We start from the raw sequence: 15,069 nt of genomic DNA, 5'->3' as shown, positions 1-15,069 counted from the left end.
GCCATGCGGTCGGGCCGTTGCGTCGTCGCGTTGCTGGCACTGCTGGCGATGCTGGTGGGAGGCTGTGCGCAAGGTGGCGGCCACGCGGTGACGCCGCCCCGGCCCTTCGATGGCGCGCCGGGGCGGGTCCAGGGGCCTGACCCGGCGGTGGTGCGCACGGCCGCCGGAACCCTGCGTGGCACAGTGGCATCCGACCATCGGCTGTTCGCCGGGATCCCGTATGCCGCAGCGCCGGTAGGTCCGTTGCGGTTCGCCGCACCGGCGCCCGCCCCGGGTTGGCCGGGGGAGCGCGACACCACCGCGCCGGGGCCACGCTGCGTGCAGGATCCGGATTCGGATCCCGAACGCGGAGCCAACACCGCGGAGGACTGCCTGAACCTCAACGTCTGGACGCCGCCGGTCTCTCAGGAGAAGCGCCCCGTGATGGTGTGGATTCACGGCGGCGCGTTCGCGGGCGGCAGCAGCGGTATCTACGACGCGGCGCGTCTCGCCGCGCGTGGCGGCATCATCGTGGTCACCATCAACTACCGGCTCGGCACCCTGGGGTTTCTCGCCCACCCCGCTCTGGGGGCCGGCGGCGATGTCGGCAACTACGGTCTGGCTGACCAGCAGGCAGCGCTGCGGTGGGTACGGGACAACATCGCCGATTTCGGCGGGGATCCCGAAAAGGTCACCATCGCAGGTGAATCCGCCGGAGGGATGTCCGTCTGCGACCATCTGGTGGCACCGGGTTCGGCGGGCCTGTTCCATGCCGCGATCCTGATGAGCGCACCATGTCAGGCGCAGGCCGGTCTGGCCGTCGCGACCGGCCGTTCAGTCGACTACGCGGCCGCGGCCGGCTGCCCCGACCCGGTGACCGCCGCCGGTTGCCTGCGCGCCCTGCCGGTGGATGCGCTGCGAAAGCCGGTGTGGTACTTCAATATCGGAAGTGATCAGTTGACCGGTCCGGTCACCGACTCGGCAACTATTCCCCAGCCGCCGTTGGCGGCTTTCGGTGCCGGCCGCTCGGAAACCGTGCCGCTGCTCATCGGCACCACCCGCGATGAGTTCACCCTCTTCGTGGCGTTGCGCTACCTGCGGCAAGGTCAGCGCTACGTTCCGGCGGACTACCCGCGGTTACTGGCCGAGACCTTCGGAGCCGATGCGGCAGCGGTCGGTGCGCACTATCCCGTCGACCGGTACGGCGGTGTGGCGCAGGCGTATTCGGCGGCCGTCACCGATGGCGCCTTTGCCTGCGTATCGGAACGAATGGCGGGGGAGCTGTCTCGCAGCGCGCCGGTCTACGCCTACGAGTTCAACGATCGCTCCGCCCCCGCGCCCGAGGTGATGCGAACGCTGCCTTTCCCGGTCGGGGCCAGCCACTCGTTGGAGCTTCGCTATCTGTTCGACGTCGGCGGGGCGCCGGCGTTGGACCCGGCCCAGCAACGGCTCTCCGACCAGATGATCGACTACTGGAGCGCTTTCGTGCGCAACGGTGATCCCGCGGTCGACGGCCAGCCGGCGTGGCCGAAATTCGATGAAGGCCGAATGTCGTTGCAGCCGGACGGCAGTCGCGTCGACAATGTCTACGCGACCGTGCATCAATGCTCTTTCTGGGCCGGGCTGAAGGAGAAATGAACTCGATGGCGACACCGGATCCGCAGGCCTTCGCGCAAGAGTGGGCGAGTGCGTGGAACGCGCACGACGTGGACGCGGTGCTGGCTCATTTCCACGACGACGTGGTGTTCAGCTCACCGGTGGCGGCGCGGCTCTTCCCGGAGACCGGGGGCGTGGTGCGCGGCAAGGACGCGTTACGTCACTACTGGACGACGGCCCTGCCGAGCATGCCGGATCTGCACTTCGAGGTCGTCGGTGTCTACCGCGGTGAATCGGCCCTGGTCATCCATTACCGCAACCAGAAGGGCGGCCTGGTCAACGAGGTGCTGCTGTTCGACGGCGATCTGGTGCGCGAAGGTCACGGCACCTACTTGGACTAGCGCCGACGATCCGCCTCAGACTGGCGTCACCCAGGTGGTGATGTCGGCGTGCACCACTTCGACACCATGGCGGTCGGTGATGCTCACCGGAACCACGATGTCGGTTCCTTGTGTGACGGCACCGAAATCCGGCGGATCGAGCTTGGCCCTGGCCCGCAGCGAGGTGGTGGCCTTGGCCAGGTACTGCACGTTCATGGCTTTTGGGATCCAGCGGTGCGTCGTGGGCACGGTGGCCTCCATGAGCATGCCCATCGCCATCTCGGCGGCGTTGCATGACGCGATCGCGTGCACGGTGTGCAGGTGGTTGTACACGTAGAACCACTTCGGCACGGTCACCTCGGCCAGGCCGGGTTCCATGCGTACGACGTGGGGCAGGATCGATGCGAAATACGGCACCCGGGCCATGGCGGCGGCCGAGAACGCCCAGCTGCCGCCGGGAAACGGCGACATCTTCTTCCAGGCGCGGTACGTAGGGCTGGGCTGCGTCATGCGCCATACCTTACTCAAAAGTAAGTTCCAGGTTCCCCGCGCCGCGGAATCACGACTGCCGCGTGTGAAGCGCTGTGGCGCTCGAAAGCGCGAATTTCCGCCACAGCGCTTCATGCGCGGAGCTCATGGGTGGGAAGATGGGTGCGGCCGGGCGGCTTCCTAGCTGCTCGATCGCAGATTTGGAGCATGCCCGGATCTAAGGCATACTGTTCGGGTTGCCTTGCGCCGGGTATTCCTGGCCGGGCATACGACCGGCGCCCCCACGGGCGCATCCGGTCCCAACACTAGATCGCGACTGAATTTCAGGGCGAGCAAGTGTGCGCGAGGGCGACACGCCCGACCGCGGGGGTCGGTGGACCACAGACAGGTAAACAGCGGCGGCAATACTCGGCGCATCCGCGCCGGGGCACCAGGCCCGACGGGTTTCGATGGGGTAATCCCATCAAGCTTCGATACGGCCGGCCGATGAACGAAGTAGAGGTAGGAGAAGCGTGGCGGGACAGAAGATCCGCATCAGGCTCAAGGCCTACGACCATGAGGCCATTGATGCCTCGGCGCGCAAGATCGTCGAAACGGTCACCCGTACCGGTGCCAGCGTGGTGGGCCCCGTGCCGCTGCCGACCGAGAAGAACGTGTACTGCGTCATTCGGTCGCCGCACAAGTACAAGGACTCGCGGGAGCATTTCGAAATGCGCACCCACAAGCGACTGATCGACATCCTCGACCCGACGCCGAAGACGGTTGACGCGCTCATGCGCATCGACCTGCCGGCCAGTGTCGACGTCAACATCCAGTAGGAGAACAGAAATGGCTAACAGTGCTAGTTCTGCCGCTCCGCGGCGTGGCATTTTGGGCACCAAGCTGGGCATGACGCAGGTGTTCGACGAGAACAACAAAGTCGTCCCGGTGACGGTCGTGAAGGCCGGCCCCAACGTGGTGACCCTTATCCGTACCCCCGAGCGCGACGGCTACAGCGCCGTGCAGCTCGCCTATGGCGAGATCAGCCCGCGCAAGGTCAACAAGCCCGTCACCGGTCAGTACGCCGCCGCGGGTGTCAACCCGCGCCGCCACCTGGCTGAGCTCCGGGTCGACGAGGCCGCTGCCGCCGAGTACGAGGTGGGCCAGGAGCTGACCGCCGAGATCTTCGCCGACGGTGCTTACGTCGACGTGACCGGCACCAGCAAGGGCAAGGGCTTCGCCGGCACCATGAAGCGTCACGGCTTCGCCGGTCAGGGCGCCGCTCACGGTGCCCAGGCGGTGCACCGTCGTCCCGGCTCCATCGGTGGCTGCGCCACCCCGGGCCGCGTGTTCAAGGGCACCCGGATGTCGGGCCGTATGGGCAACGACCGGGTGACCACGCAGAACCTCAAGGTTCACAAGGTCGATGCCGAGAACGGCGTGCTGTTGATCAAGGGCGCCATCCCCGGACGCAACGGTGGTCTGGTGGTTGTCCGCAGCGCAATCAAGCGAGGCGAGAAGTAATGACTTTGAAGATTGACGTCAAGACTCCGGCCGGCAAGAAGGACGGTTCCATCGAACTGCCCGCCGCGCTGTTCGACGTCGAGCCCAACATCGCTCTGATGCACCAGGTCGTCAACGCTCAGTTGGCTGCCAAGCGCCAGGGCACCCACTCGACGAAGACCCGCGGTGAGGTCTCCGGTGGCGGCAAGAAGCCGTACCGGCAGAAGGGCACCGGCCGGGCGCGTCAGGGTTCGACCCGTGCACCGCAGTTCACCGGTGGCGGTATCGTCCACGGCCCGCAGCCGCGCGACTACAGCCAGCGGACCCCGAAGAAGATGATCGCCGCCGCCCTGCGCGGTGCGCTCTCGGATCGGGCCCGCAACGAGCGGATCCACGCGATCACCGAGCTGATCGAGGGCCAGACCCCGTCGACCAAGAGCGCCAAGGCGTTCCTGGGCTCTCTGACGGACAACAAGAAGGTCCTGGTCGTGATCGGCCGCACCGACGAGGTCGGCGCCCGCAGCGTTCGTAACCTGCCCGGTGTGCACGTGATCTCGCCGGATCAGCTGAACACCTACGACGTGCTCAACGCTGACGACGTGGTGTTCTCGGTCGAGGCCCTGAACGCCTACATCTCGGCGAATACCAAAGAAGGAGCGTCGGTCTGATGGCAACGATTACAGACCCCCGCGACATCATCCTGGCCCCGGTCATCTCGGAGAAGTCGTACGGGCTGATCGAGGACAACGTGTACACGTTCATCGTGCACCCGGACTCCAACAAGACGCAGATCAAGATCGCTATCGAGAAGATCTTCGACGTCAAGGTGAGCTCGGTGAACACCGCCAACCGGCAGGGTAAGCGCAAGCGCACCCGCTCGGGCTTCGGCAAGCGCAAGGACACCAAGCGCGCCATCGTGACCCTGGCCGCCGGCAGCAAGCCGATCGAACTGTTCGGAGCCTCGGCCTAAGGCCGGGAACTAAGAGGATTTAACTGATATGGGAATTCGCAAGTACAAGCCGACGACCCCGGGTCGTCGCGGTGCCAGCGTCTCCGATTTCGCCGAGATCACTCGTTCGACTCCGGAGAAATCGCTGATTCGCCCGCTGCACGGCAAGGGTGGACGTAACGCCCACGGCCGCATCACCACCCGTCACAAGGGTGGCGGCCACAAGCGTGCCTACCGCGTCATCGACTTCCGTCGCCATGACAAGGACGGCGTCAACGCCAAGGTCGCGCACATCGAGTACGACCCCAACCGCACCGCGAACATCGCGCTGCTGCACTTCCTGGACGGCGAGAAGCGCTACATCATCGCGCCGCAGGGCATCAAGCAGGGCGACGTGATCGAGTCGGGCGCCAACGCCGACATCAAGCCGGGCAACAACCTGCCGCTGCGCAACATCCCCGCCGGCACCGTGATTCACGCTGTGGAGCTGCGGCCCGGTGGCGGCGCCAAGCTGGCCCGCTCGGCCGGCGTGAGCATCCAGCTGCTGGGTAAGGAAGGCACCTACGCCTCGCTGCGTATGCCGTCCGGTGAGATCCGTCGCGTCGACGTGCGCTGCCGCGCCACCGTCGGCGAGGTGGGCAACGCCGAGCAGGCCAACATCAACTGGGGCAAGGCCGGCCGTATGCGATGGAAGGGCAAGCGCCCGACCGTCCGTGGTGTCGTGATGAACCCGGTTGACCACCCGCACGGTGGTGGTGAAGGCAAGACCTCCGGTGGCCGTCACCCGGTCAGCCCGTGGGGCAAGCCCGAGGGCCGCACCCGCAAGCCCAACAAGCCGAGCGACAAGCTCATCGTCCGTCGCCGGCGCACCGGCAAGAAGCGCTAGGCCGCGGAAGGAGTAGCAGCGATGCCTCGTAGTCTTAAAAAGGGTCCGTTCGTCGACGACCATCTGCTCAAGAAGGTCGACGTCCAGAACGAGAAGAACACCAAGCAGGTCATCAAGACCTGGTCGCGTCGGTCGACCATCCTCCCCGACTTCATCGGGCACACCTTTGCGGTGCATGACGGCCGCAAGCATGTCCCGGTGTTCGTCACCGAGGCGATGGTCGGGCACAAGCTCGGCGAGTTCGCCCCGACGCGCACCTTCAAGGGTCACATCAAGGACGACCGGAAGAGCAAGCGTCGATGAGCACTGTCACTGAATATCCGTCCGCGCAGGCGAAGGCGCGCTTCGTGCGCGTCTCGGCCAGCAAGGCGCGCCGCGTCATCGATCTGGTCCGCGGCAAGAGCGTCGAGGAAGCCCTCGACATCTTGCGGTGGGCGCCGCAGGCCGCCAGCGAGCCGGTCGCCAAGGTGATCGCCAGCGCTGCCGCCAACGCGCAGAACAACGAAGGCCTGGACCCGACGACCCTCGTGGTCGCCACCGTCTACGCAGACGAGGGTCCGACCGCCAAGCGCATCCGTCCGCGTGCCCAGGGGCGTGCGTTCCGGATCCGCAAGCGCACCAGCCACATCACGGTGATCGTCGAGAGCCGGCCGCCGCGGAAGGGCAGCGAGAAGGGTTCCGCAGCATCTTCGCGCAGCCGTCGTGCGCAGGGCAGCAAGGCCGCCACGAAGAAGTCTGCCGAGACGAAGGGAGGCTCGGAGTAGTGGGCCAGAAGATCAATCCCCACGGTTTCCGGCTCGGTATCACCACCGAGTGGAAGTCCCGTTGGTACGCCGACAAGCAGTACTCGGACTACGTGAAGGAAGACGTCGCCATCCGGCGTCTGCTGGCCACTGGTCTGGAGCGCGCCGGTATCGCCGACGTGGAGATCGAACGCACCCGGGACCGGGTCCGCGTTGACATCCACACCGCGCGTCCCGGCATCGTCATCGGCCGCCGCGGCACCGAGGCCGACCGCATCCGCGCCGACCTGGAGAAGCTGACCGGCAAGCAGGTTCAGCTCAACATTCTCGAGGTGAAGAACCCTGAGTCGCAGGCTCAGCTCGTCGCCCAGGGTGTCGCCGAGCAGCTGAGCAACCGTGTGGCGTTCCGTCGCGCGATGCGCAAGGCGATCCAGTCGGCCATGCGTCAGCCCAACGTCAAGGGCATCCGGGTGCAGTGCTCGGGTCGCCTCGGCGGTGCTGAGATGAGCCGCTCGGAGTTCTACCGCGAGGGTCGGGTTCCGCTGCACACGCTGCGCGCGGACATCGACTACGGCCTTTACGAGGCCAAGACCACCTTCGGCCGGATCGGTGTGAAGGTGTGGATTTACAAGGGCGACATCGTCGGTGGCAAGCGTGAGCTGACCGCCGCCGCGCCGGCCAGCGATCGGCCGCGTCGTGAGCGTCCGTCGGGCACTCGGCCGCGTCGTAGCGGTGCCTCGGGCACCACCGCGACGAGCACCGAGGCCGGCCGCGCCGCGACCGGTGACGATGCACCGGCCGCAACCGAGGCCGCGGCTGCTTCGGCACCCGCAGCTGAGAGCACGGAGAACTAATCATGCTGATTCCCCGCAAGGTCAAGCACCGCAAGCAGCATCACCCACGGCAGCGTGGCATCGCCAGCGGTGGCACGTCCGTGAGCTTCGGTGATTACGGCATCCAGGCCCTGGGCCACGCCTACATCACCAACCGGCAGATCGAGTCCGCTCGTATCGCCATCAACCGGCACATCAAGCGTGGCGGCAAGGTCTGGATCAACATCTTCCCGGACCGCCCGCTGACCAAGAAGCCCGCCGAGACCCGCATGGGTTCCGGTAAGGGTTCGCCGGAGTGGTGGGTCGCCAACGTCAAGCCGGGCCGCATTTTGTTCGAGATCAGCTACCCCGACGAGAAGATCGCCAAGGAAGCACTGACTCGCGCAATCCACAAGCTGCCGATCAAGGCACGCATCGTGAGTCGAGAGGAGCAGTTCTGATGGCAGTGGGAACTACGCCTGGTGAACTGCGCGAACTGTCCGACACCGAGTTGACGGACAAGCTGCGCGAGTCGAAGGAAGAGCTGTTCAACCTGCGCTTCCAGATGGCAACCGGTCAGCTGGCCAACAACCGTCGGCTGCGCACTGTGCGCCAGGAGATCGCACGGGTTTACACCGTGCTGCGTGAACGTGAGTTGGGTCTGGCTTCCGGGCCCGGAGGTGAGGAAAGCTAATGGCGGAGACTAAGGGCCCCAAGCACACTCCGCGCACCGAGCAGGCCCGAGGCCGTCGCAAGACCGCCATCGGCTACGTGGTGAGCGACAAGATGCAGAAGACCATCGTGGTCGAGCTGGAAGATCGTAAGAGCCACCCGCTCTACGGCAAGATCATCCGGACCACCAAGAAGGTCAAGGCGCACGACGAGAACGGTGATGCCGGCATCGGCGACCGCGTCTCGCTGATGGAGACCCGGCCCATGTCGGCCTCCAAGCGCTGGCGCCTGGTCGAGGTGTTGGAAAAGGCGAAGTAGCGAAGGCTTCTTCTCCTTTCCCGCGCGAGCAGACATCAAAGTGCCCCAAACCTTTGGGTTTGGGGCACTTTGGTGTCTGCTCGACAACGAATTTCGAGTTTGCGCAGGCGAGGGACGGAGCTCACCCCTAGTCTGTTTCGAGTGACTGTCCGAATCTCTCGGCTGTTTGCCGCCGCTATCGTCGTCACTGCGGTCACGGTCATGCCGGGGACGGCCGTGGCCGCTCCGGGAGATGACCCGTCGCTGGTGAGTTCACCGACGCTGAATCTACGAACGCTCGGCGTGCCCCCGGATATCGCGCTGTACGGCGTCCAGGGCTCACAGACCCTGACAATTCCGGTGCCGCGCGGACTCGTTCCCACTGAGCTGGCCGCCACTGTGCTGCTTCCCGTGAACGTCCGCGGGGGCACCCTCGAGGTGACACAGGATCAACGGGTCGTGTCGCGCGTCCCGCTGCCGCCGGATCAGGCGCCGATCACGATTCCGCTGGCCGGCGCTCGGGTGGTGGAGAACGCCGTGACGGTGCAGCTGACCAGTTATCTGACGGTTCCCGACGACTATTGCGCTTACGATCCGACGAACCCGCTGCGGTTGATCGACAGCGACGTCCGATTCACCGGCATCGAACAGCCGCCGATGGTGATTGCCGACTTCTTGCCGCCGGTACTGAGCAAGCTCACGCTGTTCGTCCCGCCCGATCCGTCGCAGTCGGAATCCGACGCCGCACTTCGGATCTCGACGGCAGTGGTGGCGCGTTACGGCGCCCAGCGTCCGGCCATCGACATCGTCACGACCGACGGCGGGCCGGTCGCGCCGCCGCAACCGCTGGAGCGCCAGGTCATCGTGCGGGAGGGGGATCCGGCCGGGTTGAGCCTTCAGGGGCCCAATGTGGTTCCTGCTCTACTGATTTCGGGTCCTGCCGGTGAGGTGACGAACCAGGCCCGGTTGCTCTCGAGTGACATATCGCAGCTGGCCGTGCAGTCGAAGGCCGTTGTGGGGCCGCTGTCCAACACGCCTCAACTGCCGAGTGACCACACCACGATCCGACAGCTCGGCCAGCCGGGCGTCAACGCGACCGCGCTGGTCAATCCGCGGGTCACCGTACCGTTGGATCAGACCCGATTGGGTCGAGCGGCCCACAACGTCCGGATCCACCTGCAGGGCTCGTACACCCCATTGCCTGCGGGCATCGCAGGCCAGGTGGTCGTCAGCATCGGGGGCCAGACCATCGACCGCTGGCCGACTGAAGCCAACGGCCGGATCGACCGCTGGATCGACGTTCCTGACCGGCTCCTGCAGCGCTACACCAACGTGGACATCGCAGTGCAGGCGGCAGGCAACACCGGTCGATGTGGTGAGTTCCAGCCGATCACACTGACGATCGACGGGGAGACCCCGGTTGAGAGCACACTCGCGAAACCCCCTGTCCCGGCGGGCTTCCAGTCCTTGCCGCAGGCTTTGATGCCACGGGTCGTGGTGGGTATGGACCCTGGATTCGCCAACCTGCGGCGTGCGGTGCAGATTCTGACGGGGCTGCAGCGGCTGAGCTCACGGCCGTTCGACGCCGAGGTCCGTTCGATCCCCGATGCCGTCGCGTCCGCCAACCCCGCGCTGCTGATCAGTCCCGACGGCTGGGATGACGCGCGGATCGCGCTGCCCGTGGCGGTGGATGCCGATGGCGTGATCACCGTCGAAAACGTTGACGGATCGGGTAATTCGTCCACATTGACGCTAGATCCCAAGGTGGGTTTCGGATCGCTCCAGACCGTCTATACCGGTGGCCGTTCGGTGCTCGTCGCCACGTCGAGCAAGGCTCCCCAGGAGTTGGATCGGCTGCTGAGCTGGTTGGGCGGCGACGTGTCGCGTTGGTCGGGTCTGTCAGGAAATGCCGCGCTCGCGATGCCGGGCCGCGACCCGTTCACACTGACTACGCCTGCCGCCGAATCGGAAAGCGTCGCAGGACCGGAACATAAGTCGTTGCGGCTGTGGGCCGGGGCCGGTGCCGTGGTGCTCGCGGCGCTGGGTGCCGGGTTGGTCGCGTGGCGTGGGCGGTCCCGGGGCACGTCGTGACGACGACGGCCCCGGACACTCGCGGCGAGTGGGACCGGCTGGCGGCGTGGTGGTTTTCACTGAATCCAGTGGTCCGCCTGACGGCTCGCTGGGCGCTCATCCTCACGCTCACGGCGGTGGCGTTCCGGAACAGCCTGGTCAATCTGTGGCAGACCACGTTGGCCGGCGGCCTGATCGGTTATATGTGGATGGTTCCGGTCGCGGCCACACTGGCCGCTGTGGGGATCAATTTCCGGCGCCGCACGGAGCTGCCCATCCATGACCGGCAGACCGATGTGATCGTCGGTGTCATCGGTCTCGGTCTGGCGCTGATGGTCCAGGGCGTCCTGCTCAAGCGGTATTCCGAGTTCTTCCATCTGGTGCGCCTCGACATCTTCGCGATGTGGGTGTTCGCACTGAGCAGCGCATTGGTGTTGTTCGGCATTCGTCCGGTGGCCCGGTTCGGCTGGGCCTGGGCGCTGATGGGGGCGTCCTCCGCGCTGCCGTATCAGGTGGTCGTAATCCTGCTCGGTGGCGGGAAGTTCGCTGCGGGGATCGGGACGTTGTTGATCGCCGCGGCCGCGTCCGCGATCGCGGTGGGCCGTACCCGAAGGCGTGCGGCCATCGGCGCTGCTGTGTCGTTCTTGATCGGCCTGGTGATTCTGGTGGGCATGGAGTTTCTGGCTCCTGATCTGCCGATCCTGGCCTTTCAGATGATTCCCTCGCTGGCCTCGATCGTGGTCGTCGGCGCTGCCGCGTTCGTCTACCGGCGCCGCAATCTGACCAAGGAGCTGTTCAGCCGGAAGATCGAACCGCTTGCCGCCAAACAGATCTGGTCGGCCATTCCGGTAGTGGTGGCAGTTGCGGTGGCATTGGCGTTCATGCCGCTGCCGACGCAGACGAGCACGACGGTGATCAGCCGCACCGTCCCCTTCGATCTGGTGCCGGGCCGGCCGATGGTGGCACCACCCGGCTGGACGATCACCGAGGAGCACACCGTCACCGATGTGTCCCGGTACTACGGTGACGACGCGCAACTCGTCCGGCAGAAGCTGACCGCCGATGTCGGTGACCCACGGTTCGACAAGTTGTCGGCGCCACGCACCGTCGTGGTGGACAGCATCGTCAGTGACCTACCGTTCTCCTTCGACGCCTATCCCGGGCAGGTGCTCTATGACACCACGGCCGCCCGGTTGAGCAGTCAGCTGTCGATCGATCTCGGCTACGGGGTGACCGGGAAGCTGGTGTCGGCTGTCGATGACCGTCTACTGGTCACGTGGGATGTGTTGCGGTTCGCCTGGGGCGACCAGGACGAGGAGCAGGTTGTCGACATCTTCGCCGTCGACAACCATCTGCCGGACGCGCCGTTCCCGATCCCGCAACGCGGTCTGGTGTCCACCCTCCGCAATCTGCTGACCGTGTTGTTCCGCGGCAACGCGGTCCTGGTCCAAAGCCGCCCGTCTTTCAAGGATGAGGAGCTGCTGACGGAGTTCGGCCGCGCATTCGTCGCCGCCCAGTTCGAGAATGAGAGGGTCGCGCAATGATATTCCGTGAGACCTTCGATCCGGAGACCGTCACCGAGGAACAACGGGCGTACGCGCTCGACCGGGCGATCAATGGCCTCCGGGAAGACGAGCCCATGCATTCGGCGTCCAAGCCCCTGATGGGTTGGCAGCGGCCGGTGATCGTGGCCGTTCTGGTCGTCGTCGCCGCCCTCGGGATCTGGAAGCCGCTGGAAACCGTGGTGGTGCTGATCGGGTTGTGTACGCTCGCTTATCTTTTGACACTCGGCGACCGGGTGTTGATCTTCAAGCGCGGCCTCGCGTCACGGCCCATCGTCATTCCCGACGACGTGGCGCGTGCCATTCCGGACGACGAGCTGCCGCCGTACACCATCCTGGTGCCGGCCTACAACGAGCCGGAAGTGGTGGCCGACCTCATCGCGGCCATGGATGCTCTGGAGTATCCGCGGGATCGGTTGCAGGTACTCCTGCTGTTGGAGGCCGACGACCACGTGACCATCGAAGCGGCGAGGGCCTGCGGGGAATCCGAGGTCATCACGATTCTTCTGGTGCCGCCCGCGGATCCGCGAACCAAGCCCAAGGCGTGCAACTACGGTCTGCATTTCGCGACGGGGGAGATCGTCACGATCTTCGACGCCGAGGACCTGCCTGAGCCGTTGCAGTTGCGCCGGGTGGTCGCGGCGTTCCGCGACCTTCCCGACGAGGTGGCCTGTGTGCAGGCCAAACTGGTGTATCACAACGGCCACCAGAACCTGCTGACCGCCTGGTTCACGGCAGAGTATGCGTTGTGGTTCGGCTACCTGCTGCCCGGCATGATGGTGAGCTCATCACCGATTCCGTTGGGCGGCACGTCCAACCACCTGCGTCGCGACATTCTGCGCGAGATCGGCGCCTGGGACCCGTTCAACGTCACCGAGGATGCTGATCTCGGCCTGCGCATCGCGTCGTACGGATATCGCACCGCTGTGATCGACTCCTACACACTTGAGGAGGCCAACAGCGACGCGATCAACTGGGTCCGTCAGCGGTCACGGTGGTACAAAGGTTACCTGCAGACCTGGCTGGTCCATATCCGCGAGCCGCTGAAGCTGTACCGCACCTTGGGGTTACGCAGTTTCGTCCGGTTCAACCTGGTGCTCGCCGGAACCCCGATCATCGCGGTACTCAACCTGCTGTTCTGGTTCATCACCGTGTTGTGGTTCCTGGGCCAGCCCGGGGTTGTCGCGCAGGTGTTTCCACCACTGATCTACTTCCCGGCGCTGATCGCGATGATCATCGGCAATGTGACGGTGATGTACATGAACATGATCGCGCTGCGTGAGGACGACCGGTCCGATCTGCTGCTGGCGGCGCTGAGTGTGCCGTTGTTCTGGCTGATGATGAGCATCGCTGCGGCCAAGGGCCTGTATCAGTTGATTCGCCAGCCGTCCTATTGGGAGAAGACATTTCACGGGCTGGCCGGCCATCCTGATGAGGCAACCGCTGACGCCAAGGCCGCAGCGTGACCAGCGCTGTGCTCGGCGGTTCGGATCGTCGACTGAAGATCACGGTCTACTTCGCGTTCCTGGTTCTCTATCTGGCCGTCGGCTACTGGCTACAGGTTAGGCACGACTTCATCATGGGCGACACCCTGTCCCGCGTGGTCGCCACGCAATCGGTGTTGTTCAGCCGCGATCCGCACCTGGCGGCGTTGGGTTTCATCTTCACGCCGGTGTCGGCCATGGTGCAGATTCCCGCGGTTCTGCTGAGCCCGTGGTGGCCGGATATCGCGGTGCGCGCCTTCGCGGGGACGATCATGTCCTCACTGTTCATGGCCGGCGCCGCCGTGCAGATCTTGAGCATGGGCACTGATCGCGGTCTGCCGCGGGCATATTCGGTGACCATCACGCTGTTGTTCGCGCTGAACCCGATGATCGTCTTCTACGGCTCCAACGGGATGAGTGAGGCGCCGTTCGTCTTCTTCATGACGTGGGCGGTGCGCCGGCTCATCATGTGGATGGTCGATGACGATGTGCACCATCTCATCACCGCAGGCGGTATCGCGATGGGCCTGGCCTATCTGACCCGCTATGACGCGCTGGCCTCGGTCGGCTCCGCGGGGTTGCTCGTGGGGATCACCACCTACCTGCGGGCCAAGCCGGCGCCCAGATTACGGCGGGCCGTCTTGGACATGCTGATCGTGAGCGGCCCGGGTGTCCTGGCATTCTTCGGGTGGGCGGCCGCGGGCTGGTTGATCACCGGGGAGGCGTTCGCGCAATTCACTTCGCAGTACGGCAACACCGCCATCCTCGAGCAATCCGGGCAGACGGCACCCAACTTCGGCAACGGGATCGAGTTCGCCATGGTCTGCGTCATGCTGCTGGCGCCGACCATGCTGCCCCTGGCGTTGTGGGTGGCGATGCAACGCTGGGGACGCCCGAACTGGCAGGTTCTCGTCGTCCCGCTGACGATGTTCGGTGCCGTGCTGGCCTTCCAGGCCTACAGCTACGCAACCGGTTCGACGTTCCCGTTCCTGAGGTTCTTCATCATCGCCATTCCGCTGACCGCCTGCCTGGCGATGCTCGCGGTGCCAGACGGTGTGCTCAGGGAGCCAACCCGACGCGGCAGGTATGCGCCAACCGTGCCGCCCGAAACGCCGCAGCACCGTTCCGCGGCGCGCTACATCGCTGTCGCTGCAACGGTTGCCCTGGGCATCCCTCTGACGTTGTTCGGCATGGCGCAGCCCACCTATGCGCCACAGGAATACGGGCTCGGAGCGATACTGAACCCCGACCCGTACAACGTCACCGATCGCAAGGCCACCGAGCACCGCATCGCCAGGACATTCGGTACCGAGCGCAAGATCGCCGAGTACCTGGAGAACCTGAATCTCCCGGACAGTTCGGTGATCACCGATACCGTCTACGGTTTCGGCATCCTGGCCGCCTCCAGCCGGCCGCGGGTCTTCGTGATCCCGTCAGACCCTGATTTCACCGAGCTGCTCAACGATCCACCCGCCAACGGGATCCGGTATCTGCTCGCGGTGCCCCGGGCCGGCCGGGGCACAGCAGACGCCCTCAACGTTCGCTACCCGACGCTGTATGACACCGGAGCCGAGGTCGCGACGCTGGAGTTGGAGATCCCCAATGACGGTGACGGTCAGCCGGATTGGCGGCTGTACCGGGTGAACGAGCCGGTCACCCGGAGATGAC

General features: G+C 65.5%; 18 protein-coding genes. 17 read left to right on the top strand and 1 reads right to left on the bottom strand.

The genetic code is table 11. The annotated features are described in order from the left end of the window. Positions 1 to 3 precede the first annotated feature (3 nt). Together K6L26_RS25465 and K6L26_RS25460 are read left to right on the top strand one after the other, a co-directional pair. Positions 4 to 1,617 carry a carboxylesterase/lipase family protein gene (locus K6L26_RS25465; protein WP_221851942.1) on the top strand — a complete coding sequence of 538 codons (1,614 nt, stop codon included), beginning with the start codon at positions 4 to 6 and terminating at the stop codon, positions 1,615 to 1,617. Positions 1,618 to 1,622: 5 nt separating this feature from the next. Beyond that, a complete protein-coding gene (locus K6L26_RS25460) occupies positions 1,623 to 1,976 on the top strand; it encodes a YybH family protein (RefSeq protein ID WP_221851941.1) in 354 nt (117 codons plus the stop codon). Between the two features lie 15 nt (positions 1,977 to 1,991). Here the strand turns inward: K6L26_RS25460 and K6L26_RS25455 are convergent, their stop codons facing one another. Then, the gene (locus K6L26_RS25455; protein WP_221851939.1) at positions 1,992 to 2,465 is read right to left on the bottom strand and encodes a hotdog fold domain-containing protein; all 474 of its coding nucleotides are present in this window, start codon (positions 2,463 to 2,465) and stop codon (positions 1,992 to 1,994) included. Between the two features lie 491 nt (positions 2,466 to 2,956). Here K6L26_RS25455 and rpsJ point away from each other — a divergent pair, with 491 nt between their 5' ends. The 15 genes from rpsJ (at position 2,957) to K6L26_RS25380 (ending at position 15,068) form a co-directional block, all read left to right on the top strand. Next, the gene (gene rpsJ / locus K6L26_RS25450) at positions 2,957 to 3,262 is read left to right on the top strand and encodes a 30S ribosomal protein S10 (protein ID WP_003883485.1); all 306 of its coding nucleotides are present in this window, start codon (positions 2,957 to 2,959) and stop codon (positions 3,260 to 3,262) included. Positions 3,263 to 3,272: 10 nt separating this feature from the next. Next, positions 3,273 to 3,947, top strand: a complete 675-nt coding sequence (gene rplC / locus K6L26_RS25445; RefSeq protein WP_070186343.1) for a 50S ribosomal protein L3 — start codon at positions 3,273 to 3,275, stop codon at positions 3,945 to 3,947. Continuing rightward, positions 3,947 to 4,594, top strand: a complete 648-nt coding sequence (rplD, locus tag K6L26_RS25440; protein WP_019345610.1) for a 50S ribosomal protein L4 — start codon at positions 3,947 to 3,949, stop codon at positions 4,592 to 4,594. The genes rplC and rplD overlap by 1 nt, the downstream gene beginning before the upstream one ends. Then, positions 4,594 to 4,896, top strand: coding sequence for a 50S ribosomal protein L23 (gene rplW / locus K6L26_RS25435; RefSeq protein WP_019345609.1), 303 nt, complete (start codon positions 4,594 to 4,596; stop codon positions 4,894 to 4,896). Before rplD ends, rplW begins: the two co-directional genes overlap by 1 nt. Positions 4,897 to 4,924: 28 nt before the next feature. After that, positions 4,925 to 5,761 (top strand): 50S ribosomal protein L2, encoded by an 837-nt coding sequence (gene rplB, locus K6L26_RS25430; protein ID WP_019345608.1) that lies wholly within the window; start codon positions 4,925 to 4,927, stop codon positions 5,759 to 5,761. 21 nt (positions 5,762 to 5,782) lie between these two features. Next, the gene (gene rpsS / locus K6L26_RS25425; protein WP_003883480.1) at positions 5,783 to 6,064 is read left to right on the top strand and encodes a 30S ribosomal protein S19; all 282 of its coding nucleotides are present in this window, start codon (positions 5,783 to 5,785) and stop codon (positions 6,062 to 6,064) included. Next, the gene (rplV, locus tag K6L26_RS25420; protein ID WP_019345607.1) at positions 6,061 to 6,525 is read left to right on the top strand and encodes a 50S ribosomal protein L22; all 465 of its coding nucleotides are present in this window, start codon (positions 6,061 to 6,063) and stop codon (positions 6,523 to 6,525) included. The genes rpsS and rplV overlap by 4 nt, the downstream gene beginning before the upstream one ends. Continuing rightward, on the top strand, positions 6,525 to 7,358 hold the full coding sequence (rpsC, locus tag K6L26_RS25415; protein ID WP_036389073.1) for a 30S ribosomal protein S3: 834 nt from the start codon (positions 6,525 to 6,527) through the stop codon (positions 7,356 to 7,358). The genes rplV and rpsC overlap by 1 nt, the downstream gene beginning before the upstream one ends. Before the next feature lie 2 nt (positions 7,359 to 7,360). Further along, a complete protein-coding gene (gene rplP / locus K6L26_RS25410) occupies positions 7,361 to 7,777 on the top strand; it encodes a 50S ribosomal protein L16 (protein WP_019348878.1) in 417 nt (138 codons plus the stop codon). Continuing rightward, positions 7,777 to 8,010 (top strand): 50S ribosomal protein L29, encoded by a 234-nt coding sequence (gene rpmC, locus K6L26_RS25405; protein WP_019348877.1) that lies wholly within the window; start codon positions 7,777 to 7,779, stop codon positions 8,008 to 8,010. The genes rplP and rpmC overlap by 1 nt, the downstream gene beginning before the upstream one ends. Further along, the gene (rpsQ, locus tag K6L26_RS25400) at positions 8,010 to 8,306 is read left to right on the top strand and encodes a 30S ribosomal protein S17 (protein WP_019348876.1); all 297 of its coding nucleotides are present in this window, start codon (positions 8,010 to 8,012) and stop codon (positions 8,304 to 8,306) included. Before rpmC ends, rpsQ begins: the two co-directional genes overlap by 1 nt. A 141-nt stretch (positions 8,307 to 8,447) precedes the next feature. Beyond that, on the top strand, positions 8,448 to 10,376 hold the full coding sequence (locus K6L26_RS25395; RefSeq protein ID WP_234713688.1) for a cellulose biosynthesis cyclic di-GMP-binding regulatory protein BcsB: 1,929 nt from the start codon (positions 8,448 to 8,450) through the stop codon (positions 10,374 to 10,376). Continuing rightward, a complete protein-coding gene (locus K6L26_RS25390) occupies positions 10,373 to 11,899 on the top strand; it encodes a hypothetical protein (RefSeq protein ID WP_043367957.1) in 1,527 nt (508 codons plus the stop codon). Before K6L26_RS25395 ends, K6L26_RS25390 begins: the two co-directional genes overlap by 4 nt. Then, on the top strand, positions 11,896 to 13,383 hold the full coding sequence (locus tag K6L26_RS25385) for a glycosyltransferase (RefSeq protein ID WP_019343956.1): 1,488 nt from the start codon (positions 11,896 to 11,898) through the stop codon (positions 13,381 to 13,383). Before K6L26_RS25390 ends, K6L26_RS25385 begins: the two co-directional genes overlap by 4 nt. Further along, on the top strand, positions 13,380 to 15,068 hold the full coding sequence (locus tag K6L26_RS25380; RefSeq protein WP_081281686.1) for a glycosyltransferase family protein: 1,689 nt from the start codon (positions 13,380 to 13,382) through the stop codon (positions 15,066 to 15,068). Before K6L26_RS25385 ends, K6L26_RS25380 begins: the two co-directional genes overlap by 4 nt. Position 15,069: the final 1 nt, after the last annotated feature.

It is taken from the genome of Mycobacterium farcinogenes, assembly GCF_019739075.1.
In the GTDB taxonomy this organism is placed as follows: Bacteria; Actinomycetota; Actinomycetes; order Mycobacteriales; family Mycobacteriaceae; genus Mycobacterium; species Mycobacterium senegalense.
The sequence above is the reverse complement of the archived record's forward strand: the minus strand, read 5'-3'. Positions and strand labels throughout refer to the sequence as shown.

Coding starts and splice junctions, on each gene's coding strand:
- rpsS (WP_003883480.1), top strand. CDS start 5,783: ATGCCTCGTAGTCTTAAAAAGGGTCCGTTCGTCGACGACCATCTGCTC.
- rplD (WP_019345610.1), top strand. CDS start 3,947: ATGACTTTGAAGATTGACGTCAAGACTCCGGCCGGCAAGAAGGACGGT.
- K6L26_RS25385 (WP_019343956.1), top strand. CDS start 11,896: ATGATATTCCGTGAGACCTTCGATCCGGAGACCGTCACCGAGGAACAA.
- rplW (WP_019345609.1), top strand. CDS start 4,594: ATGGCAACGATTACAGACCCCCGCGACATCATCCTGGCCCCGGTCATC.
- rplB (WP_019345608.1), top strand. CDS start 4,925: ATGGGAATTCGCAAGTACAAGCCGACGACCCCGGGTCGTCGCGGTGCC.
- rplC (WP_070186343.1), top strand. CDS start 3,273: ATGGCTAACAGTGCTAGTTCTGCCGCTCCGCGGCGTGGCATTTTGGGC.
- rplP (WP_019348878.1), top strand. CDS start 7,361: ATGCTGATTCCCCGCAAGGTCAAGCACCGCAAGCAGCATCACCCACGG.
- rpmC (WP_019348877.1), top strand. CDS start 7,777: ATGGCAGTGGGAACTACGCCTGGTGAACTGCGCGAACTGTCCGACACC.
- K6L26_RS25455 (WP_221851939.1), bottom strand. CDS start 2,465: ATGACGCAGCCCAGCCCTACGTACCGCGCCTGGAAGAAGATGTCGCCG.
- K6L26_RS25465 (WP_221851942.1), top strand. CDS start 4: ATGCGGTCGGGCCGTTGCGTCGTCGCGTTGCTGGCACTGCTGGCGATG.
- rpsQ (WP_019348876.1), top strand. CDS start 8,010: ATGGCGGAGACTAAGGGCCCCAAGCACACTCCGCGCACCGAGCAGGCC.
- rplV (WP_019345607.1), top strand. CDS start 6,061: ATGAGCACTGTCACTGAATATCCGTCCGCGCAGGCGAAGGCGCGCTTC.
- K6L26_RS25460 (WP_221851941.1), top strand. CDS start 1,623: ATGGCGACACCGGATCCGCAGGCCTTCGCGCAAGAGTGGGCGAGTGCG.